Here is a 22865-nt window from a genome sequence, read left to right as displayed (position 1 = left end):
TTGCGCAACGATTATCGAAGAGTCGCCTCTCAGGCAAGCGCATTCGCAAACACTTATCGAGCGATTCGTGGTTCACTATTTCTAGACAGGGAACGAGCCCCAAAGGGCCGGATCAGGAGAAAAAAGATGCGCGTCGGTTGCCCCCGGGAAATCAAGAATCACGAATACCGCGTCGGCCTGACACCGGGCTCGGTCCGCGAATATGTCGCGCATGGCCATGAAGTGCTGGTCGAGACCGGCGCCGGTGCAGGCATCGGCGCCGATGACAACGCGTATCGCGCTGCCGGCGCCACGATCGCCAAGACGGCAGCCGACGTGTTTGCCAAGTCCGACATGATCGTGAAGGTCAAGGAGCCGCAGCCCAGCGAATGGGTTCAGCTCCGCGACGGCCAGATCCTCTATACCTATCTACATCTTGCCCCGGATCCGGAGCAAACCAAGGGCCTGTTGGCCTCCGGCGTGACCGCGATAGCTTACGAGACGGTCACCGACGAGCGCGGCGGCCTGCCGCTCTTGGCGCCGATGTCGGAAGTTGCCGGCCGCCTGTCGATCCAGGCGGGCGCCACGGCGCTGCAAAAGGCCAATGGCGGCCGCGGCGTGCTACTTGGCGGCGTGCCCGGCGTGCTCCCCGGCAAGGTCACCGTGCTCGGCGGCGGCGTTGTCGGCCTGCATGCCGCACGGATGGCGGCCGGCCTCGGCGCCGACGTCACTATTATCGACCGCTCGATCCCGCGCCTGCGTCAGCTCGACGACATCTTTGGCGGCCGCGTTCACACCCGCTACTCGACCGTCGAGGCGCTGGAGGAAGAATGTTTTTCGGCTGACATAGTCGTCGGCGCCGTGCTGATCCCGGGGGCAGCAGCGCCCAAGCTGGTGACGCGCGAAATGCTGTCGGGCATGAAGAAAGGTGCCGTGCTGGTCGACGTCGCCATCGACCAGGGCGGCTGTTTCGAGACCTCGCACGCCACCACCCATGCCGAGCCGACCTATGAAGTCGACGGCATCATCCATTATTGCGTCGCCAACATGCCGGGTGCGGTGCCGGTCACCTCGGCCCACGCGCTCAACAATGCTACGCTGCACTATGGCCTGCAGCTCGCCGACAAGGGCCTCAAGGCGCTGGTAGACGACCACCATCTGCGCAACGGACTGAACGTCCACAAGGGCAAGATAACGAATCGCGCGGTGGCCGAAGCGCTCGGTTACGAACTGGTCGAGCCGAAGGCCGTTCTCGCGGCCTGATTTCCAACCGTTTGTTCCTGATGAGTCGCCGATGCTGTCGGCGGCTGCTTGTTCACAGGCAATTTTCTCGGTCTACAGCCGGTCTTGCCCGCATCTGGTGCCCGTTTGATGCAATGTGCTCTTTCTGTGGCTTTTTTGTTACAGCCGCCACAATGAGCCGATGCTACGTAGATGTCGGGTTCACCAGGGGCAGGGTAATGATCAGCAGAAAATTCACGAAATCTCTTCTTCTCGGCGCAGTTTCTGTTCTGGCGCTTGGGTCGGTCTCTCATGCCGCCGACGTGGTCGAACCGGTCGTGGAGACGGCGGGCTTCAACTGGAGTGGCATCTACGTCGGCTTTGGCGTTGGCGCCGGGGCGAACGTCCACGAGTTGAGCAGCGACTTCATTCCTGGGGTGTCGTTCAACGGTATTGGTGGCGAAGGCCTGTACGGTGAACTCACCGTTGGGTATGACTATATGGTGGCGCCGCGGTTCCTGATCGGCGGACTTCTGGACGCTCATGCCGGCAACATCGAAACCTCCCTCGACGTTGCTGGATTCGACGCATCGGTCAAAGAGACCTATGGTTTCGACGCTGGCTTGCGGGCAGGCTACCTCTTCACGCCAAACACTTTGGGCTATGTCCTTGGTGGCTATTCATGGCAGAAATACAAATTTGACACGAGCGCAGGTTTTGACTTCGACTGGGACCAGAGCGGCTACTTCGTCGGAGCCGGCGTCGAGACGGCCATCAACAGCAACTGGACCATCAAAACCGAATATCGTTTTACGCAATTCAGCACCAACGATGATGTCCTTTCCGAGTTCGGTGTACCGGATGGCGCAATCAACCTCGATACATCGCGTCACACGTTCCAGGTAGCAGCCAATTATCGTTTTGGCGCCCAGAATGGCGGTGTCTCTTCCTTTGAGGCACCTACCTACAACTGGACCGGCTTCTATATCGGCGGTGCGGGCGGCGCGGGTGCGTCGGTGCATCAGATCAATGTTCCGCCGCTTGGCGACCTGGAGTTCAACGGTATCGGCGGCGAAGGCGTGTTTGGCGAATTGAACGCCGGCTACGATCATGACTTCGGCAGCTGGGTTGCCGGCGTTATGGTTGATGCTCGCTACTCCGGCATGACCTCGGAGCTGGAAGTGCCCGGCGGGTCCATTAATCTGGACACCGACTATGGTTTCGATGTGCTGGGCCGGGTCGGTTTGAAGGTCAACGAATCAACCCTCGCCTATGTGCTTGGCGGTTACAGCTGGCAGCATTTCGATCTGAACGCATCTTCACCCATCGGCGACATCATCGATTGGGGCTCGAGCGGCTTCTCGGTCGGTGGTGGTTTGGAAGCGGCCGTGACCAACAACGTAACTGTCGGTCTCGAATATCGTTATTCGCAGTTTGCCGAGAAGGATATTCTGGAGGAGTTTGGAGGGCCGAGCGATGTCCTCACCACCACTCCTTCTTTCCACACCGTCCGTATCGGTGCGAAGTATAAGTTCAACTAAGGCCCTCCAGGCAAATCGTTCAAGCCCGCCGGCTAATCCCGGCGGGTTTTTTGTTTTGCGAACAATGCAGGCACAAAAAAGCGGAGCCAAAGCCCCGCTTCCTCGGTTATCGAGATTTCCGCCGGTTCATCCGCGGTCGGCAAATCGATCGACAGTCTCTTTCTACCGCTTGTATGCGACGGGAGTGCGACAGGCCCAAGCCGGTGCAGCCTGTTCGGTTACGCGCGGTCGATCCGGCACTGATAGCAATTGTTGCGGGCCGAGCGGATGTGGACGTAGTCAATGTCGTCGCGTCTGAACAACGTCTCTGCCCGTGCGGCAATGGCGTCGGTCGGAATGACGCCGCCGCTACCGTAAACAATACGGTCGTCCTTGCAATAACCGCGCACGATGTAATCGCTGCTTTCGAGCATTTCGGGAAGCAACTCAACCTCGGCAGCGCGTTCGCATTCTTCCGCATGCAGAAAGATCGGCCCGGTTTCGGCATAAGGCTGCAGCTCCGGAAAAGGCCTATAGGCCAGAACAAGATAGGCTTCCCCCGCAGCAACATTCTTCAAGCAATGACGGCAAGGCACGCCGTCGCCGTCCGAAATCTGCCGCTCTGGCATCAGGCCATAAGCATCCGCCCCGCCGCGCTGAAGTGCCCGGACTGCGTCGGTTGGCAAGGCTTTGAATCTTATCGTCATGGCAAAATCTCCGGTGTCGTTGACCGGAAATTATGCTCGCAAGACAGAGCTTCCCACCCGATTCCTGCCGAAATGGATCAGTCCATCAGCGCGTCGAGACCGCGAACCAGACCCTTGATCTGCTGTACCCGTCTGATGGCGAGCAGCGTGCCCGCCACATAGGGTGCCGCGGACGAGCCGGCGTCGTGGCGGATGGTCAGCCGCTCGTCTGGCAGGCCGAACAGCGCCTCGCAGGACAGGATGTAGGACGGCAGGCGAAGCGCGTGCACTTGCACCCCCTCGCCTGCGCCGACCGCACCCCCGCGTGTAGCCGGCACGCCAGAGACCTCGGAGACCGGCTTTGCCGTTGAGGTCTTGCGGATGTCGGCCAACGCCTCAGCAAGCTCCCGTGCGGTACCGGAGGGCGCGTCGGGCTTCTTTGCACTGGCATAATCGATGACCTCGACATCCGGCACGTATTTTGCCCCCATAAGTGCAAACCGCTTCATCAGCGTGGCGGTGATGGAAAAGTTGCCGGCGGCAACGACGCCGACGCCGTTGGCGCGCGCCGCGGCATCGATGTCGGCATAGTCGGCAGCACCCAGTCCCGATGTGCCGATCACAGCGTGCCGTCCCTTGTCGATGGCGAGCAGCACATGGTCTTTCACGACATGCGGCTTGGTGAAGTCGACCAGCACGTCCGACGGCGCCTCCAGCGCCTCGGCCAGCGAAGCCGAAACGACAATACCATTAGCCGGCATGCCAACCAGCAGACCGGAATCCTGCCCAGCGCCGCTGCGTGACACGGCCCCGGCCAGCGCCATGTCGCCTTGCGCCCCGATCGCCGGAACCAGCGCCTTGCCGACCCAGCCCGTCGCACCGGCCATTACCACCCGTATTGTCATCGTGCGATCCTCCATCACCATCGGTTTTTAGACGACAGCGATATGGAAAGTGCCCGGCTCATACAAGTCGGACACACCTTTGAGTGTTGATCCAGACCCCTGGGCGTGGCAACGACAAGCTGAAGCCTGGATGAACGGCCTGAATCAGGGCCGCATGACGCTGGCCGCGCGCTCGGCGAAAGACATCGGATGTACGACCTCTTTTTTTTGCGCCACTGGCGTAAAGCCTAGTTTTTGATAGAGCGGCAGTGCTGCCGGGTGATCGAGGGTGCAGGTTTGCACGGTTACCCGCCTTGGCCCGTGCGACCACGCCGCGGCGATTGCCGCACCGAGGAACCAGCGGCCGATGCCTTGCCCGGTCGCGTGCTCCATCATTCCGAAATAAGCGAGTTCCACTTCCTCCGGCAAATGCGGTTTGAGGTCGAAGAAGCCGGCCGGCGCACCATCCAGATAAAGCACCCTGATGTCGCGGTCCTCGCGGTGGATGCCCGCCGCAAGCTCCTCGTCGTTCAGCCTCAACACATTGACCCAGTGCCATTTGCGGCCGACCCGATCCATCAAATAGCGATAGAAATGCAGCGGAATGTCTTTGGTCTTGAGCAGCGCGATCTGGCGGTTGTACGGCAGAGGCGGCGAATAGGCAGGCGGCACATGCATTTCGAGAAACGTCACGGTGACGTCGATGTCTTCCCGCGATCCGTCTTCCATCCCCGTCAGTCCTTGCCTGTCACGACGGGCGTGTCGGAAAGCCCGCCCCATTCGGTCCACGAACCGTCATAAAGCCTGTTGTCGGTATGGCCAAGCGTCTCCAAAGCTAGCGTGATGGCTGCCGCGGTGACGCCCGAGCCGCAGGAGGTGACGACCGGCTTCGACAGGTCGATGCCCGCTCCTTCGATCACGTTGCGTAGCCTGTCCTTTGGCAACAACTCGCCGTTTTCCGAAAGCGCCGAAAACGGCACGTTGTGCGCGCCCGGCATATGACCGGAGCGGATGCCGGGGCGCGGCTCCGGCTCGGTGCCGGCAAAACGGCCAGGCGAGCGCGCGTCGGCGATCTGGCTCTCCCCCGTCTCGACGATCCGGCGCATGTCCGCAAGGCTGGCGACGCGGGCGGCATCAAAGTTGGCATAAAACACGCAAGGGGCGATCTTCGTCGGCTCCGCCGTCACCGGCCGTCCGGCGGCTTTCCAACGGTCGAAGCCGCCGTCGAGAACATAGACTTGGAATACGCCCATGACGCGAAACAACCACCAGACGCGCGGTGCAGAAAAGAACCCTGGCCCGTCATAGACAACAATCGTGTCATCGGCCGAAATACCCATCGCGCCGACATATTGCGCGAAATGCTGCGGCGACGGCAGCGTGTGCGGCAGAGCCGCGTCGGGGTCCGAAACCGCGTCCTGGTCAAGGAAGCGGGCGCCTGGAATATGCGCTGCGTCATACTCGGCGCGCGCGTCGCGCTTTTGTGCCGGCAGATACCAGGACGCGTCGACAATCGTCAGGCCGGGCTTGCCGAGCCGCTTCTGCAACCAATCGGCATCGATGGTGAAAGGACTGTCGTCGGCCATCTTTTCTCTCCTGTCCCGCCTGTCGCAGTCCTATATCAGGCTGGCGGCATAGGACCAAAGCGAATGCGGAAGCGCCGGTTCTCGCGGCCCTTCTTCTCGATCTTGCCGATATGGATCTCGCCGATTTCGCCGGTGCTCTTTACATGGGTGCCGCCGCAAGGCTGGCTGTCGATCGAGGCGTTCTCGCCGATGCAGACCAATCGGATCTTTCCCGTGCCAGCCGGAGGGCGCACATTCTTGGATTTCACCAGGCCCGGATTGGATGCCAGTTCCTCGTCGGAAATGAGCCGGGTGAAGATCGGGTGGTCGGCCCGCACCAGCTCCATCAGTCTGGCCGTCACGTCTTCCTTGGTAAAGCCGGCGTCCGGGATGTCGAAATCGATACGGCTGTCGTCCTCGGAAACCGCGGCGCCGGTGATCGGGAACGGGCAGACGACGGTAAGCAGGTGGCAGGCAGAATGCATGCGCATCAGCAACTGCCGCCGCGGCCAGTCGATGGCGAGCCGCATGCGCTCGCCCACCTTTGGAACTGCCTGCTCCAGCGCCGGCACATGGATGATCTCGTCCTTGGTTTCGCCGGTGATCGTAGCGGCAATCGCTATGCCGGTGCCGGCGGCGCGCTCGAGGCTGCCAGTGTCGCCCGGCTGCCCGCCCGATGTGGCGTAAAACACCGTCCGGTCCAGAATGATGCCCCCGCGATCGTTGACTGCGACGACGGTGGCGTCGGCCGTCCCCAGATAGGCGTCGTCACGAAACAGCGCTTCGGTCTTGTGCGCCATCACGCAACCCTTTCGAACGGTACCGAAATCGTGCTCTGTTGCTCCATCCACCCCGGCACCGGCAGCTTCTTTTCGCGCAGGAATTCAGGATTGAACAGCTTCGACTGGTAGCGCGTGCCGTAGTCGCAAAGCATGGTCACGATGGTGTGGCCGGGGCCTAACTCGCGCGCCAGGCGAATGGCGCCGGCAATGTTGATGCCGGTCGAACCGCCAACGCAAAGCCCCTCCTCCTGGATCAGGTCGAATATGATCGGCAGTGCGTCCTCGTCGGGGATCTGGAAGGCAAAATCGGGTGTAAAGCCTTGGAGATTGGCGGTGATCCGCCCCTGCCCGATGCCTTCGGTGATCGAACTGCCCTCGGATTTCAGCTCGCCGCTGGTGTAGAAGGAATAGAGCGCAGCCCCCAGCGGATCGGCCAGCGCTATCTTGACTTGGCTGTTCTTGGCCTTCAGCCCGAAACCGACGCCTGCCAGAGTGCCGCCGGAACCGACCGCCGACACGAAACCATCCACCTTGCCGTCGGTCTGGTTCCAAATTTCTTCGGCCGTAGTGCGGATATGGCCGTCACGGTTGGCGACATTGTCGAACTGGTTGGCCCAGATCGCGCCGTTCGGCTCGGTCTTCGCCATCTGCTCGGCCAGCCGGCCCGACAGCTTCACGTAGTTGTTCGGGTTCTTGTAAGGCACGGCGGGCACTTCGATCAGCTCGGCGCCGAGCAGTTTGATTGTATCCTTCTTCTCCTGGCTCTGGGTGTCGGGAATGACGATCACCGTGCGGTAGCCGAGCGCCTTGGCAACCAGTGTCAAGCCGATGCCGGTATTTCCGGCCGTCCCCTCGACGATGACGCCGCCGGGCCGCAGCAACCCGCGCTGCTCCGCATCGCGGATGATAAACAGGCCGGCGCGGTCCTTGACCGACTGCCCGGGATTCATGAATTCGGCCTTGCCCAGGATCTCGCAGCCGGTTGCTTCCGAGGCCTTGTTGAGGCGGATCAGGGGCGTGTTGCCGATCACGTCGATCACAGAACGGGGCATGGAGATTCCTTTGTGGGTGCGGCGAAACCCTAGAAACCCGAAGCTTCGGTTTCAAGGCAAGAATTTGCCTGGTCCAGTCGCATTCGCACACTGCAATTCCTGCACCCAAGGGCGCCCAGCCGGTATTCATTTCAACGATGTACCGAAAAGCACTCTTTTCATTCGATTTCTTCACCGGTAGAGCGCAGGTTAAGAAGAGCCGGCGGGGCGCAGCATGACACTCTATCGGGCCAATCCGAAGCATGGCGTCGCCTGGATTACGGGCGGCAGCAGCGGTATCGGCCGTTCACTGGCCAAGGATCTTGCCGCTCAGGGCTATGTCGTCGCGGTGACTGCGCCCGATGACCATCCGATCGATACGCTCATCGTCGAAACGGCGCAGATGTCGGGGGGTGTTGCAGCCTTTCCTTGCGACGTGACCGACGAAAAACGCATGGCAGAGACGGTTGCAGCGATCGAGAAAAATCTCGGTCCGATCGTGTTGGCAGTGTTCAACGCGGGAAGCTATATCGCAACGCCGGGCGAGGATCTTGTCGCGCGCAATTTCCGTCGGTCTTTCGAAGTCAATTATTTCGGCATCATCAATGGCCTGGTGCCGGTCATCGAACGCATGCGCGTACGCTCGCGCGGCCATGTCGTGCTGATCGGTTCGGTCACCGCCTATTTCGGCTGGCCCACTACCGCCGCTTACGGCGGCACCAAGGCGGCAGTCAATATCTTGGCCGAGTCGCTGAAATACGATTTCGACAAGATGAACGTCCGCATCCAGGTGATTAATCCGGGCTTTGTCGACACGCGGCTGACTGAGAAGAACTTCCTGCCGATGCCGGGCTTGATGCTGGTCAACCTGGCCTCGCGCCGTATCGCGCAAGGCATCGAATGTGGCGGCTTCGAAGTCACTTTCCCACGCCGCCTGAGCTGGACGCTGAAGCTGCTCAGGATGCTGCCGAGGCCGTTCTCCCGATGGGTGATCAGCACGGTCACCCGCTGGAATGCGCGGCCGCTGAATTTCGACCGCAAGCCACCGGTCGAATAGGATCGGTGGCGGGGCGACGGATCGTGTTTGCGGGTCGCTGGGGCGCCACGTCATTGCCGGCGACGCGCTCGCGCCATCGACCACGGCTTTCCTCGCGCAGCGGATTGTCGTGTGGGTCGAGGCGGTGGTGAAGTAAACCAAAGGCCTCAAGCAAAGGGCGACTGAAGCATCACTCCGGTCGCCCTTTTCAATCGTGAGTAACCAAGCCAGGCTTGGCCGGACGCAAAACGGTCAGGTTATGCCGCCCGCGCAGCCGGCCGCTTGCCGCCGAAGCGGCGCTTGTTGTTGCCCTTGAAGGGCTTGGCGCCTTCCGGCTTGCGGTCGCCCGCAAAGGCCGGCTTGTCGCCGCCGAAACGCTTCTTGGCGAAGCCGTTGTTGGCGCCGCCGGGACGCCTGCCGTCGCGACGGCCGTTGTGGTCGTTGCGATCGTTGGCCGGCTCGAAGCTGCGCTCGTTCTTCTCGGCCGGATTGCGCTGCGGATCGGGGCTGCCGAGATGATCGGCAACGATCGGCAGCTTGGTGCGGATGATACGCTCGACCTGGCGCAGCTTGGCGTTTTCCGAAGGGTCGCAAAGCGTGATGGCGATGCCATCCATGCCGTTACGGCCGGTGCGGCCGATGCGGTGGACATAGCTCTCCGCCTCGTCCGGCAGGTCGAAATTCACCACATGGCTAATGCCGGGCACATCGATGCCGCGTGCTGCAATGTCGGTCGCCACGAGAATTCGCACCGAGCCTTCGCGGAAATCGTTGAGCGCCTTCTGGCGGGCATTCTGCGACTTGTTGCCGTGGATAACGGCGGCCTTGAAGCCGTCGCGCTCGAGGTCCTTGGTCACCCTGTCGGCGCCATGCTTGGTGCGCGAAAAGATGATAACGGACTTCATCGCGTCGTCGGCGAGCATCGTCGACAGCACCTGGCGCTTCTGCTTGGTGCGGGCAAAGACGACGCCCTGCACGATCTCCGCGGCCGCAGTGCTGTGGGGGGCGACCTCGACGCGGATCGGGTTCTTCAGCAAGCCTTTCGCCAGCTCGGCGATTTCGGCCGGCATAGTCGCCGAGAACAGCACCGTCTGACGGTCCGGCGCCGTTGCCCTGGCGATGCGCTTGACGTCGTTGATGAAGCCCATGTCGAGCATGCGGTCGCCTTCGTCGAGCACCAGCCATTTGGTGTCGGCAAGTACGAGGTCGCCCTCACGCACCAGATCGGTCAGCCGGCCAGGCGTGGCGATCAGGATGTCGACGCCGGGTGCAACCTTCTTGACCTGGCTGAAGCGCGAGACGCCGCCAAGCACCAGCGCGGTCGAGACATGTGCGCCCTTGGCGAGAATCTTGATGGTGTCCTCGATCTGTACGGCGAGCTCGCGCGTCGGCGCCAGGATCAGCGCACGAGCCGTCTTCGGCCGGCGCCTGGTGCCAAGCGCGATGATCTTCGACAGGATCGGCAGCGCGAACGCCGCGGTCTTGCCCGAGCCGGTCTGGGCGATGCCGAAAATGTCGCGGCCTTCGAGCTGCGGCGGGATAGCCTGCGCCTGAATCGGCTTGGGATCGGTAAAGCCGGCGGCATGGGTGGCCTTGAGCAGTGCACCGCTAATTCCAAGTGCGGCGAAACCGGTCAGTTCCCCAGTGTTCTCACCGGTCAAAGTGTTTTCATTGGTCAAAATATTCTTCTTTCATGCGGCTTCTGGCCGCAAACATCGATGGCGGCAGGGCGCAACCTGCCGTCGAAAATTGTCATGAAACGACAAGGCGGGCGGACGTCATCGTCCACACGGCTGCGCTGTCGTGCCCGCAGGCTTCATGCCACGGGGCTTTTTCGCCACCTTGCCGATATGTCGGGAAGAGGGAAAACAGACGCAACCAGTCTCATTCGTCGAGAAGGCCGGAGTTTCCCGGCCCAAGCGCCTATGCCGCCGCATATGGCCCACTTCGCTTCGGAATGCAAGGGGTCGGATGCTGCAGCGCAGCAGAAGCCATGGCGAAGCGGCGCTTGCGCTCACTTGCTGCCACGATTACCACAATCCAGCTTTCCGTTTTGGGGACCGGTCATGAAGGACGTGCTGAAGGAACTCGAGCGGCGCCGCGAGATCGCCCGCATGGGAGGCGGCCGAGCCCGCATCGAGGCCCAGCACAAGAAGGGCAAGCTCACCGCCCGTGAGCGCATCGACGTCTTCCTCGACGAAGGCTCGTTCGAGGAGTTCGACATGTTCGTCGAGCACCGCTCGACCGATTTCGGCATGGAGAAAACCAAGATCGCCGGCGATGGCGTCGTTACCGGCTGGGGCACCATCAACGGTCGCCCGGTCTATCTTTTCGCCAAGGATTTCACCGTGTTCGGCGGCTCGCTGTCCGAGGCGCATGCCGAAAAGGTGGTCAAGGTGCAGGAGATGGCATTGCGCAACCGCGCGCCGATCATCGGCATCTACGACGCCGGCGGCGCCCGCATCCAGGAAGGCGTGGCGGCGCTCGGCGGCTACGCCGAGATCTTCCAGCGCAATGTTCTGGCCTCCGGGGTCATCCCACAGATTTCGCTGATCATGGGCCCTTGCGCAGGCGGCGACGTCTATTCGCCGGCGATGACCGACTTCATCTTCATGGTCCGCGGCACCTCCTACATGTTCGTCACCGGGCCGGATGTGGTGAAGACCGTCACCAACGAGACGGTCACCGCCGAAAGCCTCGGCGGCGCTTCCGTCCACACGACGAAGTCCTCGATCGCCGACGGAGCCTACGACAATGACGTCGAGGCGCTGTTGCAGATGCGCCGGCTGGTCGATCTGCTGCCCGCCTCCAACACGGCGGAAATTCCCGAGATCGAATGCCACCAGTCGGTCACCGATCACGATCTGTCGCTCGACAGGCTGATCCCCGACAATGCCAACAAACCCTACGACATCAAGGAGTTGATCCTTAAAGTTGCCGACGAGGGTGACTTCTTCGAAATCCAGCAGAATTTTGCGAAAAACATCGTCACCGGCTTCGGCCGTGTCGAGGGCCGCACCGTCGGCTTCGTCGCCAACCAGCCGATGGTGCTGGCCGGCGTGCTCGATGCCGACGCCAGCCGCAAGGCGGCGCGCTTCGTACGCTTCTGCGACTGCTTCTCGATCCCGATCGTCACCTTCGTGGACGTTCCGGGCTTCCTGCCCGGCACCGCGCAGGAGTATGGCGGGCTGATCAAACATGGGGCCAAGCTTCTGTTCGCCTATGCCGAAGCGACCGTGCCAAAGATCACCGTCATCACGAGAAAGGCCTATGGCGGCGCCTATGACGTTATGGCGTCAAAGCATTTGCGCGGCGACATGAACTATGCCTGGCCAACGGCGCAGATTGCCGTCATGGGCGCCAGGGGCGCGGTCGAGATCATCTACCGCAAGGACATCGGCGATGCGGAGAAAATCGCTGCGCATACAAAGGCTTACGAGGATCGCTTCCTTTCGCCCTTCGTTGCCGCCGAGCGCGGCTATGTCGACGAGGTAATCATGCCGCATTCGACCCGCCGGCGCATCGCTCGCGCACTCAGGATGCTGCGCAACAAGGATATGCAGAACCCCTGGAAGAAACACGACAATATACCGCTGTGAGGCGCTGATGTCGCGCCTGATCCTCTACATGGGAGCGCGCTTCGGCAGGTTTGCCGTCCTGCTTTTCGCTCTGCCGCTGTTCTGCCCAATAGTCTTATGGATCTGGTTTCTCGACCGGCATCCGCTCGCCGTCATCGCGGCTGGCGTTGTTGCGATCCCAGCTGCGATGCTGGGCATGGTTCTGTTGATCGGGACATTGTTCGCCGGTTTTCGACCCAGCAAGGCGGAGGGGATCGCTCGGGAATCAGCCCCGAAATTATGGGCCATCTGGGAGAGTATTGCCGGAAAACACCGCGCCAGCCGGACTACCATCGTGCTGAGCCCCGATCTCAACGCCAGTATCGGTGAAGAGCGGCCGTTTCTGGGGCTGCTTGGCCGTAGGGCGATTCTCACCATCGGCCTTCCTCTGCTCGCAGTGACCGACCAAAAGGCTTTTGCCGCGATCTTGGTCCATGAGAACGCACATCTGAGAAACAAGGACACAAACGGCGGCCTCAACCTGGCCGAACTCGAAAAAAGCTTCGATCTAATCTTCGACTTCGCTCCTCCGGGAAAAACCGTTTCGGGCAGCCTGTTCTACTGGATGCTTGGTCCGCTGTCGCGCACGCTGGAGCGCGAAGAAATACGGTTGTCGCGGCGGGCGGAAATTGACGCGGATCGCCATGCAGCGATGTCCGGCGACGCATATGAAGCGGCCCGCGCCCTGCTACTGATCGGTGCTGCCAGTGCGTTTTTCGATGATCAGGTCTACAGTCCGATCCGGCGTGAACTGCTTGGCGCCATGACGCCGCCTCGTCCACCACTCGAAAGGATCCTCGCGGCGGCAGTTCACTTGTCGAGACTTCCCATCCTGCAGGAGTATGCGCAAAAAGCGTGGGACGCGCCCGATAACGAAAGCGCGGACCATCCGCCCTGGTCCGACCGTCTGATTGCTCTTGGATTTAGCTCGGTGCCAAAGATAGAACCAATTCTGGTTTCCGCCTTGTCGAGCCTGCTGAGCGATACGATCGTCGCCGAACGCGTCCGGCATTTCGACGGTGAATGGACATCGAACATCGCCGACGACCTCGATCGATAGCTGTCCGCCTGGAGCTACTGCGGCCAATGTCAGAGTCGTCGGCCTATTCCGCTTCCGCCGCTCCGAACCCGGCTCCCATCGTCGCGCTGACAGCGCCCGACCACGGCGTGGCGTGATTGTCGATGCGCATCTGGAAGATGAAATAGGTCGGCGAGCAGAAGCCGATGCCTTTCACCTTGCCGATGCCCGGCATATCGGGCGGCAGCGACTGGCACATGTAATCCTCGCGACAGAAATGGTCGGCCGAGCAGGCGGGACGATTACCGCGATTGACAGCGCCGCCCAGGCACTGGTCGAAATTATTGGTCGCCACGCAGGTGTCGAATTTTTTGCCGCCGACCAATCCGCAAATCTCGTTCGGCATCGGCTTGCCCGGTTTGAAGGCGGCAAAGCTGCGATCCCGATCGTCGCAGCCGCGATAGGCGATACCCGCCGGCACGCCGATCTTCGGCGGTCGGCAGGTGTAGCCAGTACGCGAAATGCCTGGCGCGAGCGCCGCGAACTGGCCGGTGATGATATAGCGGTCATTGAAAGGTTGCGCCGGGTTGCTGGTGATCGAGCCGGTCAGGCACGGATGGCCGGAGAATATGTTTTCGCTGTCCTTGGGCAACAGACATTGCGCCAGCTTGGTGCGCACGCCGGACGCGGTCGCCAGCGGCGTGCAGACGGTGCCGCCGCCGCATTGCCAAGTCGCGCCGAAACGGGCTGCATCTTCCGGCATGAAGCACGGCATCGCCATTTCGGCCGGCGAATAGGCAATTTCGCTGGCATCGTTCCATGTCGCCGGCGGCGCGAAGGACAGCGGGCGGAAGCGGTTCGGTTCCTTGCCCCCGGCAGTCGCGCGCAGCCAGGCGACGCGGCGCGGGACATCGGCGTGAAGATGCGGTGAGATACCGACCTCGATGCGGTTGAGCGGCGAGGTCGTCTTGTCATCCAGGCCGATAAAGTGGAACCCGGCGGTCGAACCCGCCTGATGGCAGCCTTGGCAGGCGCCATTGTCCAGCCGCTCGACCAATGCCTCTGGCGTGCGCACCAGCTTCCGCTTGGAATAATCAAGCCCGGCTAAATCCGCGGGCTGGAACAGTGGCGTGAACGGGTGGTTGGCCTGCCTTGCGCTGCCGAAAGTCGACCATGAGACTACCTTCTTTGCCAAGAATTTATCGGGGATTTGGTAGACGCCGGAGTCGATTGCCGCGACATTGGTGCGGACATAGTCGGCAAGTCTTGCTTTCAGCGCAGCGTCGTCGGCGAGACGTGCCGTGTCGGGCGTGTTTTCCAGCGGTCTTTCACTGACAGCCCCGCCGTCGATGCCGAAAATGCGCATGAGATAGGCGGCCTGTCCGCCGAATTCGGTCTCCTGGCCGGAGGGGAAGCGGACCACTTGCGCATTGAGCTCGAGCTGCTTGAAGGTGAGCGCCGCTCTTTCCAGCGGCCCGCCGATCAGCCAGCCGGCATCGACGCTCTCGTCGAGTTGTGGTGCCCAGCGTCCGGCGACGCCGACACAACCGCCATCGGCATCCGGCGCGACATTGTAGATGGCACTGAAATTGAACGGCAGGCGCGAGGCCAAAACCTTGCCGTTCTTCTTGAAGCTGTAGGCGAGGCGATAGATGAAGCGCACTTCGCCGCAACTCGTGTCGCCTTGCAGCGCGGCGAAGTCGCGCCGATCGAGCCGGTTGACTATGCCGACGAGACGGAAGCGCGCGGCATCGGTCCTCAGCCAGCGCATGTCCATGACACGGCCGACATTGCCGTCGGTCACCTCGTAAAGCGGCCGGCTGCCGGCCTTCATCTCGGCCCGCAATGCTGCGACGTCGCTTGCAATCGTTTCGACGATCGCATGATAGGCCGGCGCCTTGTCGTAGAGAGTCTTCAAATCGCCCTTGCCATCGACGCCGAAAATGCCGGCGAAACCATAGCCCTTGCTGTCAAGCTCGGCGAGAACAGCCGGGTCGTCGACGATGGTTAGCGGAGTTTCGGCGTTCGCGGCCTGTACCATGGACATGGCACTAATGATCGCAACGAGCAGCGCAATCAGGCGGTTCATTCGGCAGCCATCCCGCGGCTTTCAACGAGCTCGCGCAGCACCGCCACCAGCGCCAGCGGCAGGTCCTCGGCGATCAGCCCCGGTCCGAAACGGCTGCCGGTCTCGGCATGGATCCAGACTGCCGCACAGGCCGCTTCGAAGGCTGGCATGCCCTGAGCCAGCAACCCGGCGATGATGCCCGACAGCACATCGCCCGAACCGGCGGTAGCCAGCCATGAGGCACCATTGCTGTTGATCGCTGCCCGGCCATTGGGGGCCGCGATCACTGTGTCGGCGCCCTTGTAGACGAGGATAGCACTGGCACGCTTAGCGGCGGCGCGGGCTTTGGCGAGCTTGGACAAATCGTGGTGCCCGGCGACATCGGGAAAAAGCTTGGCGAACTCGCCCTCATGCGGCGTCATCACCAGAGCCGGCGTTTTCGGTCGACGGGCGGCTTCGAACAGGGCATCCGGCGTGTCGCGAAACGAGGTGATGCCGTCGGCGTCGAGCACCAGCCCGTCGATCCCGCTGCCCTGCCCATGGGCGTTGCCGAGTACGACCAGGGCAAAATCGCGCGTTTTCTCCCCGATGCCAAATCCCGGGCCAAGCACGAAGGCCGATGGGCGGCGGCTGCCGACGAATTCGTCCACATCCGCGATAGTGTCTATCTTGTGCAGCATGACCGAGGTCAGATGCGCCGCGTTCACCTGTATGGCGTTCGCCGGCGACAGCAAGGTGACGGCCCCTGCCCCGCTCCGGGCCGCGGCAAGCGCCGACAGCCGCGCAGCACCCGTCGCCGACGGTCCGCCGGAAAAGACGCCAACATGGCCGCGCTTGTACTTATGGGCGTCGACGGCCGGAACCGGAAAGCGGTCAAGCCAGAGCGCCGGAATGTTCTCGAATGTTCGCGGTTGAAGCTGCGCAACGATGCTGTTGTCTATGCCGATATCGGCGAGCTCGATGTCGCCGCACAACTCGCGCCCCGGCAACAGCAGATGGCCTGGCTTTTTTCGCGCGAAGGTCACCGTGGTCCGGGCCCGGAAGGCCTTTCCTAACACATTGCCGCTCTCGCCGGAAACGCCCGACGGCAGGTCGACCGCCACAACCGGCAAGTTCAATTCGGCCGCGATATCGATCACCTTGGCGGCGTCGCCGGACAGCGGCTTGGACAGCCCCGCCCCATAGAGCGCGTCAACCACGACCGAGCCCATCTCGGCAACGAAATCCGACAGCGGCCGAGCTTCAACCGGGCATTCCGAGGCAGCGAGTGCAGCATCACGGCCGCTTTTGGGCGATCCAGACGCCCACACAGAGACATCGACGGCGCTCTCCCGAAGGATCCGGGCCACGACATAGCCGTCGCCGCCATTGTTACCGGGGCCGCAAAGCACGTGGACGCGTGTCGCCGCCGGGTAGCGCTTGAGCACTACGGCGGCAACCGCGGCGCCGGCATTGCGCATCAGGCCAATACCGTCGAATGGACCGGCGGCAATCGCCAGCCGGTCGGCCTCGGCCATTTCGGAGGGAGACAAAAGTTCGTTGCTCATGGAATATCAGGCGACATGCACATCATTTCCCCAAGCATTGTCCAGTTTTTGATCCGACGCAAACAACGAAGGTCCCCAAGCAAATTTGGCGGCGTACATCGTTCGGGACGACGGCGTGCAGCTGCTCATGAAATATCCGATCTGCCCAATTTTTGTGCGGACGGCAGGACCGGCGGTGTGTAGGCTCGCGGCGTTCATGGCGCATCCGACGCAGCGAATGATGCGAATGTACATTCCTGCGCGGCATGGTATCCAAATCATGTGAGGCTTCTCGGCGCCCCATCAATTGGCACAGTTCGTGCTTGATTGAGGCGCAAGCGGGGCTCACAACCCGTCTTTTTTGGCAGTGGAGGCCACTTTTTACATGAAAAAGATCGAAGCGATCATCAAGCCGTTCAAGCTAGACGAAGTGAAGGAAGCGCTTCAGGAGGCCGGGCTGCAAGGCATCACCGTGACCGAAGCCAAGGGCTTTGGCCGCCAGAAGGGCCACACCGAGCTTTATCGCGGCGCCGAATATGTCGTCGACTTCCTGCCAAAGGTGAAAATCGAGGTCGTGCTCGGCGACGATGCGGTCGAAGCCGCGATCGAAGCTATCCGCAAAGCGGCCCAGACCGGCCGTATCGGCGACGGCAAGATCTTCGTCTCGAACATCGAGGAAGTGGTGCGCATCCGCACCGGCGAAACCGGCATGGACGCCGTCTGAATTTTCCCGTTAAAAGGCCACGTTCAAACGTCATCACATAGGGAAGCAGGGACATGACGACAGCCAAAGACATCATGAAGCAGATCAAAGACAACGACGTGAAGTTCGTTGATCTGCGCTTCACCGATCCGAAGGGCAAACTGCAGCACGTAACGATGGATGTCATCGAGGTCGAGGAAGACATGTTTGCCGATGGCGTCATGTTCGACGGTTCCTCGATCGCCGGCTGGAAGGCGATCAACGAGTCCGACATGGTGCTGATGCCCGATGCGGATACGGTGCATATGGACCCGTTCTTCGCCCAGTCGACCATGGTCATCCTGTGTGACATTCTCGATCCGATCTCGGGAGAATCCTACAACCGCGACCCCCGCGGCACCGCCAAGAAGGCCGAGGCCTACATGAAGGCCGAAGGCATCGGCGACCAGATCTTCGTCGGTCCTGAAGCCGAGTTCTTCGTGTTCGACGACGTCAAGTACAAGGCCGATCCTTACAACACCGGCTTCAGGCTGGATTCCACCGAACTGCCGTCCAATGACGACACCGACTATGAGACCGGCAACCTCGGTCACCGGCCGCGCATCAAGGGCGGCTATTTCCCGGTGCCGCCGATCGATTCGGCACAGGACATGCGCTCGGAAATGCTCACCGTGCTCGCCGAAATGGGCGTGCGCGTTGAAAAGCACCATCACGAAGTGGCCGCCGCGCAGCACGAGCTCGGCATCAAGTTCGACACGCTGGTCCGCAACGCCGACAAGATGCTGATCTACAAATATGTCGTGCACCAGGTCGCCAACGCCTATGGGAAGACGGCCACTTTCATGCCGAAGCCGGTGTTCGGCGACAATGGCTCGGGCATGCATGTCCACCAGTCGATCTGGAAAGAAGGCAAGCCGACTTTCGCCGGCAACGAATATGCCGGCCTGTCTGAGAGCTGCCTGTTCTACATCGGTGGCATCATCAAGCATGCGAAGGCGATCAACGCCTTCACCAACCCGCTGACCAATTCCTACAAGCGCCTGGTTCCGGGCTATGAAGCGCCGGTGCTGCTCGCCTATTCGGCACGCAACCGCTCGGCCTCGTGCCGCATTCCGTTCGGCTCGTCGCCGAAATCCAAGCGCGTCGAGGTCCGCTTCCCCGATCCTGGTGCCAACCCCTATCTCGCATTTGCCGCCATGCTGATGGCCGGCCTCGACGGCATCAAGAACAAGATCCACCCGGGACAGCCGATGGACAAGGATCTCTACGACCTGCCGCCGAAGGAATTGAAGAAGATCCCGACCGTCTGCGGGTCGCTGCGCGAAGCCCTGCAGAGCCTCGACAAGGACCGCGGGTTCCTGAAGGCCGGCGGCGTCTTCGACGACGACCAGATCGACAGCTATATCGAGCTCAAGATGGCCGAGGTGATGCGCTTCGAAATGACGCCGCATCCGGTCGAATACGATATGTATTACTCGGTGTGATCCCGAACCTCATAGTCACGTAGAAAAAACCCCGGCGGTTACGCCGGGGCTTTTTTATGCAATGCGATGGGAACGAAAGTCACGGCGGAGACACCCGAGGTCCGCGCCGTGAACGCATTCTCAAGCGGCGGCCGAAACCTCGGCGCTGGTCGGGACGGAGGCGATCGTCTTCAATATCTGCGAAGCGATCTGGTAGGGGTCGCCCTGCGAGTTCGGACGGCGATCCTCGAGATAGCCCTTGTAGCCGTTGTTGATAAAAGAATGCGGCACGCGGATCGAAGCGCCGCGGTCGGCGATGCCGTAGCTGAACCTGTTCCAGGGCGCGGTCTCGTGCTTGCCGGTCAAACGCTTGTCGTTGTCCGGCCCATAGACGGCGATGTGATCCATCAGGTTTTTGTCGAAGGCTGCCATCAGCGCCTCGAAATAGCTCTTGCCGCCGACTTCGCGCATATAGGCGGTCGAGAAGTTGGCATGCATGCCGGAGCCGTTCCAATCGGTGTCGCCGAGCGGCTTGCAGTGGTATTCGATGTCGATGCCGTACTTCTCGGTCAGGCGCTGCAACAAATAGCGCGCCATCCACATCTGGTCGGCGGCCTTCTTGGAGCCCTTGCCAAAGATCTGGAATTCCCACTGGCCTTTGGCTACCTCGGCGTTGATGCCTTCATGATTGATGCCGGCGGCAAGGCAAAGGTCGAGATGCTCCTCGACGATCTGCCTGGCGACGGAGCCGACATTGCTGTAGCCGACGCCAGTGTAGTACGGGCCTTGCGGCGCCGGATAGCCACTCTCGGGGAAGCCGAGCGGACGGCCGTCCTTATAGAAGAAATATTCCTGCTCGAAGCCGAACCAGGCGCCCTCGTCGTCGAGAATGGTGGCGCGTTTGTTGGACGCGTGCGGCGTTACGCCGTCCGGCATCATGACTTCGCACATGACGAGCGCGCCGTTGGTGCGGGCGGGATCCGGATAAATGGCGACCGGCTTCAAAACGCAGTCGGAGCTGTGGCCCTCGGCCTGCATGGTCGAAGAACCGTCGAAGCCCCACAGCGGAAGCTGGTCGAGCGTCGGAAACTCGGCGTAGTCCTTGACCTGCGTTTTTCCGCGGAGGTTGGGAACCGGGGTGTATCCATCGAGCCAAATGTACTCGAGCTTGTATTTCGTCATTCTAGCCTCTCGTTGCTTGATCACCGAACCCTGGATGGCGCCGGGGCGAGCCGGCCTATCCAGCAGCCGACCTGCCGGACTAGTAAAATGCAATTCGTGTGCCATTCTCGCCGGCGACGGATGCGGCAAAAGTGGGGTTGTATCCACCCAAAATCGCTGGTCCGCCGTCATGCTGCGCTCGGATCATCCACAAGCACATTTTGCACAAATAATATGCAAGTACTGATCTTTTCGTAATCATGTTGCCTAATTCGATTGCTGAACCTATGTTGGGCAAAGGTTGAATCGGCAAGGTTCTGTCGAAGAAAGGAAACCGACAATGGAAATCATTTCCACTCGTCAGTCGGCCAAAATCCTGATGTTCCCGGTGGCAGCGCGCGCCTCTGCCTCAAATTTAAGCGGAAAGGCTAAGTTCGCGGCAGAACTTGCTTCTTTGCGCAACCGAACGGATTTCGGAAGTGCCTGGTATCATGAGGCAGCGATCGAGGAAGCGAAACAGGATCGGAAGAGCTAAGCCCTGCACTCGATAAATTGAAAAAGCCCGGCGCGATCGCTCGCGCCGGGCTTTGCTTTGAACCGGGACGGGCCGGCTACTGTTTGGTGTGCAGGTCCGTTCCGAGCGTATCCCTGATAAAGATCATGCCTATGATCAGCGACATCGCCGCGATCACCACCGGGTACCAGAGACCATAGTAGATATCGCCCTTGTAGGCGCTAAGCGCGAACACCGTGGCCGGCAGCAGCCCGCCGAACCAGCCATTGCCGATGTGATAGGGCAGCGACATGCCGGTGTAGCGGATGCGGGTCGGGAACATCTCGACCAGGATCGCGGCGATCGGCCCGTAGACCATCGTGACGAAGATCACGAGGATGAGCAGGATGGCGATCGTCATCGGCCAGTTGACCGCTGCAGGGTCGGCAAACATGGCGAAGGGACCGCCGCCCGGCACGGTATAGACGGTGACCTCGGGGGCTCCCGCAGCCTCGTCGGCAGTCAGCAGCTTGTCCTTGATCGCCTGGTCAGTCGGAACGGTGGCCTTGTCGCCGGCGCGGATTGCCGCGGCATCGAGCTTCAGCTCAGGATTGGCCGCAATGAAGGCCTCGAGCTTCTGGTCCGGCACCTTGGCGGCTGCCCGCTTCAGCGGGTAGCCGCCATCCCGAAGTGCCGTGTAGACCGCCTTGGCGAAAGCGGCATCCTTGGCCTTGGCCTGATCGCCGGCGGCAGTGGCGTCATAAGACTCAACCGTCTCGTTGCCGATTTTGACCGACGCGGCTGTACCGGGCGCCGCAGTCGATACCACGTCGTACGGCACCGAGTTCTTGGTCAGGAACGAGGTGGCGATATCGCACGAGGTCGTGAACTTTGCAGTGCCCACCGGATTGAACTGGAACTTGCAGTCCCCCGGTGCCGCGGTCACCGTCGCGCGTGTGTTCTGCTGCGCGGTGGCGAGCGCCGGATTGGCTGCCCAGGTCAGCGCCCTGAACAATGGGAAGGTGCAGACGATTGCCAGTGCAAGGCCGGCCATGATGATCGGCTTGCGGCCGATCTTGTCGGAAAGCCAGCCGAACACGACGAAGAAGATCGAGCCGATCGCCAGCGCAATGGCGATCATGATGTTGACCGATTGCGCCTCGACCTTGAGCACGTTCTGCAGGAAGAACAGCGCATAGAACTGGCCGTTGTACCAGACCACGGCCTGACCGGCGGTAAGGCCGAGTAGCGCCAGCAGCGCGATTTTTGCGTTCTTCCACTGGCCGAAGGCTTCCGTCAATGGTGCCTTGGAGCCTTTGCCTTCGTCCTTCATGCGCTGGAAGGTCGGCGATTCGGAGAGCGACAGCCGGATCCAGAGCGAGATGCCGAGCAGCAGGAAGGAGACCAGGAAAGGAACGCGCCAACCCCAGGCGGCATAAGTTTCCTTGCTCATCGAGGCCTGCACGATCAGGATGACGATCAGCGACAGGAACAGGCCGAGCGTCGCCGTCGTCTGGATCCATGACGTGTAGTAGCCGCGGCGGTCGTCGGGCGCATGTTCGGCGACATAGGTCGCGGCGCCACCATATTCGCCGCCGAGCGCCAGGCCCTGCAGCATGCGCAGGATGATCAGGATCACCGGCGCGGCGATGCCCCAGCTCGCATATCCGGGCAGAAGGCCGACCAGGAAGGTCGACAGGCCCATGATCGTCATGGTGACGAGGAAGGTATATTTACGGCCGACGAGATCACCGATGCGGCCGAACAGCAGGGCGCCAAACGGGCGCACCAGGAAACCGGCCGCGAAGGCGAGCAGGGCGAAGATGTTGCGTGTCGCTTCCGGCGCCGACGAGAAGAAGGTGGCGCCGATGAAGGCGGCCAGCGAGCCGTAGAGATAAAAATCGTACCATTCGAAAACGGTGCCGAGCGAAGAAGCGAAGATGACCTTCTTCTCCTCGCGTGTCATGCCGCGGCTTGTTTTGCCGGCGGTCGATGCCATTGCCATGAGCGTATCCTCCCGTGTGATTCCGTCAGCCCTCGATGCTGCGCGTCATCGTCCGCGTTTCCTCGCAACGCAGACTCAGTGCAGCCACCGGTGCAAAAAATGACAGA

General features: G+C 61.4%; 20 protein-coding genes. 8 read left to right on the top strand and 12 right to left on the bottom strand.

The annotated features are described in order from the left end of the window. Positions 1 to 126: 126 nt before the first annotated feature. Together ald and NKJ17_RS15315 are read left to right on the top strand one after the other, a co-directional pair. Positions 127 to 1242 (top strand): alanine dehydrogenase, encoded by a 1116-nt coding sequence (ald, locus tag NKJ17_RS15320; RefSeq protein WP_352689287.1) that lies wholly within the window; start codon positions 127 to 129, stop codon positions 1240 to 1242. A gap of 197 nt (positions 1243 to 1439) precedes the next feature. After that, complete coding sequence (locus NKJ17_RS15315) at positions 1440 to 2741, top strand: outer membrane protein (protein WP_352478814.1); 1302 nt, start codon at positions 1440 to 1442, stop codon at positions 2739 to 2741. Between the two features lie 218 nt (positions 2742 to 2959). On the opposite strand, the gene NKJ17_RS15310 is transcribed toward NKJ17_RS15315, so the two are convergent. From NKJ17_RS15310 to NKJ17_RS15285, 6 genes are all read right to left on the bottom strand, one after another. Beyond that, positions 2960 to 3427: a DUF1203 domain-containing protein gene (locus NKJ17_RS15310; RefSeq protein ID WP_352689286.1), complete on the bottom strand. Its 468-nt coding sequence runs from the start codon at positions 3425 to 3427 to the stop codon at positions 2960 to 2962. Between the two features lie 77 nt (positions 3428 to 3504). Next, positions 3505 to 4311 (bottom strand): 4-hydroxy-tetrahydrodipicolinate reductase, encoded by an 807-nt coding sequence (gene dapB, locus NKJ17_RS15305; RefSeq protein ID WP_352689284.1) that lies wholly within the window; start codon positions 4309 to 4311, stop codon positions 3505 to 3507. A gap of 144 nt (positions 4312 to 4455) precedes the next feature. Next, a complete protein-coding gene (locus NKJ17_RS15300) occupies positions 4456 to 5019 on the bottom strand; it encodes a GNAT family N-acetyltransferase (protein WP_352689283.1) in 564 nt (187 codons plus the stop codon). A 5-nt stretch (positions 5020 to 5024) separates the two neighbouring features. Further along, entirely contained in the window at positions 5025 to 5876 is an 852-nt protein-coding gene (gene sseA, locus NKJ17_RS15295; RefSeq protein WP_352689281.1) for a 3-mercaptopyruvate sulfurtransferase, read from the bottom strand. A 35-nt stretch (positions 5877 to 5911) separates the two neighbouring features. After that, positions 5912 to 6655 carry an alanyl-tRNA editing protein gene (locus NKJ17_RS15290; RefSeq protein ID WP_352689279.1) on the bottom strand — a complete coding sequence of 248 codons (744 nt, stop codon included), beginning with the start codon at positions 6653 to 6655 and terminating at the stop codon, positions 5912 to 5914. Then, on the bottom strand, positions 6655 to 7689 hold the full coding sequence (locus NKJ17_RS15285; protein WP_254817174.1) for a cysteine synthase A: 1035 nt from the start codon (positions 7687 to 7689) through the stop codon (positions 6655 to 6657). Before NKJ17_RS15285 ends, NKJ17_RS15290 begins: the two co-directional genes overlap by 1 nt. A gap of 214 nt (positions 7690 to 7903) precedes the next feature. Between NKJ17_RS15285 and NKJ17_RS15280 the strand changes: the two genes are divergently transcribed. Beyond that, the gene (locus NKJ17_RS15280; RefSeq protein ID WP_352689278.1) at positions 7904 to 8725 is read left to right on the top strand and encodes an SDR family oxidoreductase; all 822 of its coding nucleotides are present in this window, start codon (positions 7904 to 7906) and stop codon (positions 8723 to 8725) included. A gap of 236 nt (positions 8726 to 8961) precedes the next feature. On the opposite strand, the gene NKJ17_RS15275 is transcribed toward NKJ17_RS15280, so the two are convergent. Further along, positions 8962 to 10383, bottom strand: coding sequence for a DEAD/DEAH box helicase (locus NKJ17_RS15275; RefSeq protein WP_352689276.1), 1422 nt, complete (start codon positions 10381 to 10383; stop codon positions 8962 to 8964). A 387-nt stretch (positions 10384 to 10770) separates the two neighbouring features. Between NKJ17_RS15275 and NKJ17_RS15270 the strand changes: the two genes are divergently transcribed. Continuing rightward, positions 10771 to 12303 carry an acyl-CoA carboxylase subunit beta gene (locus tag NKJ17_RS15270; protein ID WP_352478807.1) on the top strand — a complete coding sequence of 511 codons (1533 nt, stop codon included), beginning with the start codon at positions 10771 to 10773 and terminating at the stop codon, positions 12301 to 12303. Positions 12304 to 12310: 7 nt separating this feature from the next. Next, the gene (locus tag NKJ17_RS15265) at positions 12311 to 13381 is read left to right on the top strand and encodes a M48 family metallopeptidase (protein WP_352689275.1); all 1071 of its coding nucleotides are present in this window, start codon (positions 12311 to 12313) and stop codon (positions 13379 to 13381) included. Between the two features lie 43 nt (positions 13382 to 13424). Here NKJ17_RS15265 and NKJ17_RS15260 read toward each other — a convergent pair whose 3' ends face one another. Genes NKJ17_RS15260 through NKJ17_RS15250 form a run of 3 tightly spaced genes read right to left on the bottom strand, consistent with a single transcriptional unit; the run spans position 13425 to position 17152 of the window. Beyond that, complete coding sequence (locus NKJ17_RS15260; protein ID WP_352689273.1) at positions 13425 to 15428, bottom strand: hypothetical protein; 2004 nt, start codon at positions 15426 to 15428, stop codon at positions 13425 to 13427. Next, on the bottom strand, positions 15425 to 16954 hold the full coding sequence (locus tag NKJ17_RS15255; RefSeq protein ID WP_352689272.1) for an NAD(P)H-hydrate dehydratase: 1530 nt from the start codon (positions 16952 to 16954) through the stop codon (positions 15425 to 15427). The genes NKJ17_RS15260 and NKJ17_RS15255 overlap by 4 nt, the downstream gene beginning before the upstream one ends. Positions 16955 to 16960: 6 nt before the next feature. After that, positions 16961 to 17152, bottom strand: a complete 192-nt coding sequence (locus tag NKJ17_RS15250) for a hypothetical protein (protein WP_352689270.1) — start codon at positions 17150 to 17152, stop codon at positions 16961 to 16963. 166 nt (positions 17153 to 17318) lie between these two features. Between NKJ17_RS15250 and NKJ17_RS15245 the strand changes: the two genes are divergently transcribed. Together NKJ17_RS15245 and glnA are read left to right on the top strand one after the other, a co-directional pair. Continuing rightward, positions 17319 to 17657, top strand: coding sequence for a P-II family nitrogen regulator (locus NKJ17_RS15245; protein WP_019857988.1), 339 nt, complete (start codon positions 17319 to 17321; stop codon positions 17655 to 17657). Between the two features lie 53 nt (positions 17658 to 17710). Further along, positions 17711 to 19120: a type I glutamate--ammonia ligase gene (gene glnA, locus NKJ17_RS15240; protein ID WP_352689268.1), complete on the top strand. Its 1410-nt coding sequence runs from the start codon at positions 17711 to 17713 to the stop codon at positions 19118 to 19120. Positions 19121 to 19240: 120 nt separating this feature from the next. On the opposite strand, the gene NKJ17_RS15235 is transcribed toward glnA, so the two are convergent. Next, positions 19241 to 20281, bottom strand: a complete 1041-nt coding sequence (locus NKJ17_RS15235; RefSeq protein WP_352689266.1) for a glutamine synthetase beta-grasp domain-containing protein — start codon at positions 20279 to 20281, stop codon at positions 19241 to 19243. Positions 20282 to 20600: 319 nt separating this feature from the next. Here NKJ17_RS15235 and NKJ17_RS15230 point away from each other — a divergent pair, with 319 nt between their 5' ends. Then, positions 20601 to 20795, top strand: coding sequence for a DUF2735 domain-containing protein (locus tag NKJ17_RS15230; protein ID WP_352507442.1), 195 nt, complete (start codon positions 20601 to 20603; stop codon positions 20793 to 20795). A 76-nt stretch (positions 20796 to 20871) separates the two neighbouring features. Here NKJ17_RS15230 and NKJ17_RS15225 read toward each other — a convergent pair whose 3' ends face one another. Continuing rightward, the gene (locus NKJ17_RS15225; protein ID WP_352689265.1) at positions 20872 to 22758 is read right to left on the bottom strand and encodes an MFS transporter; all 1887 of its coding nucleotides are present in this window, start codon (positions 22756 to 22758) and stop codon (positions 20872 to 20874) included. Between the last annotated feature and the right edge of the window lie 107 nt (positions 22759 to 22865).

The sequence above is a fragment of the Mesorhizobium sp. M0208 genome (assembly GCF_040322015.1).
GTDB lineage: Bacteria > Pseudomonadota > Alphaproteobacteria > Rhizobiales > Rhizobiaceae > Mesorhizobium.
This window is presented reverse-complemented; position numbering and strand designations above follow the sequence as displayed.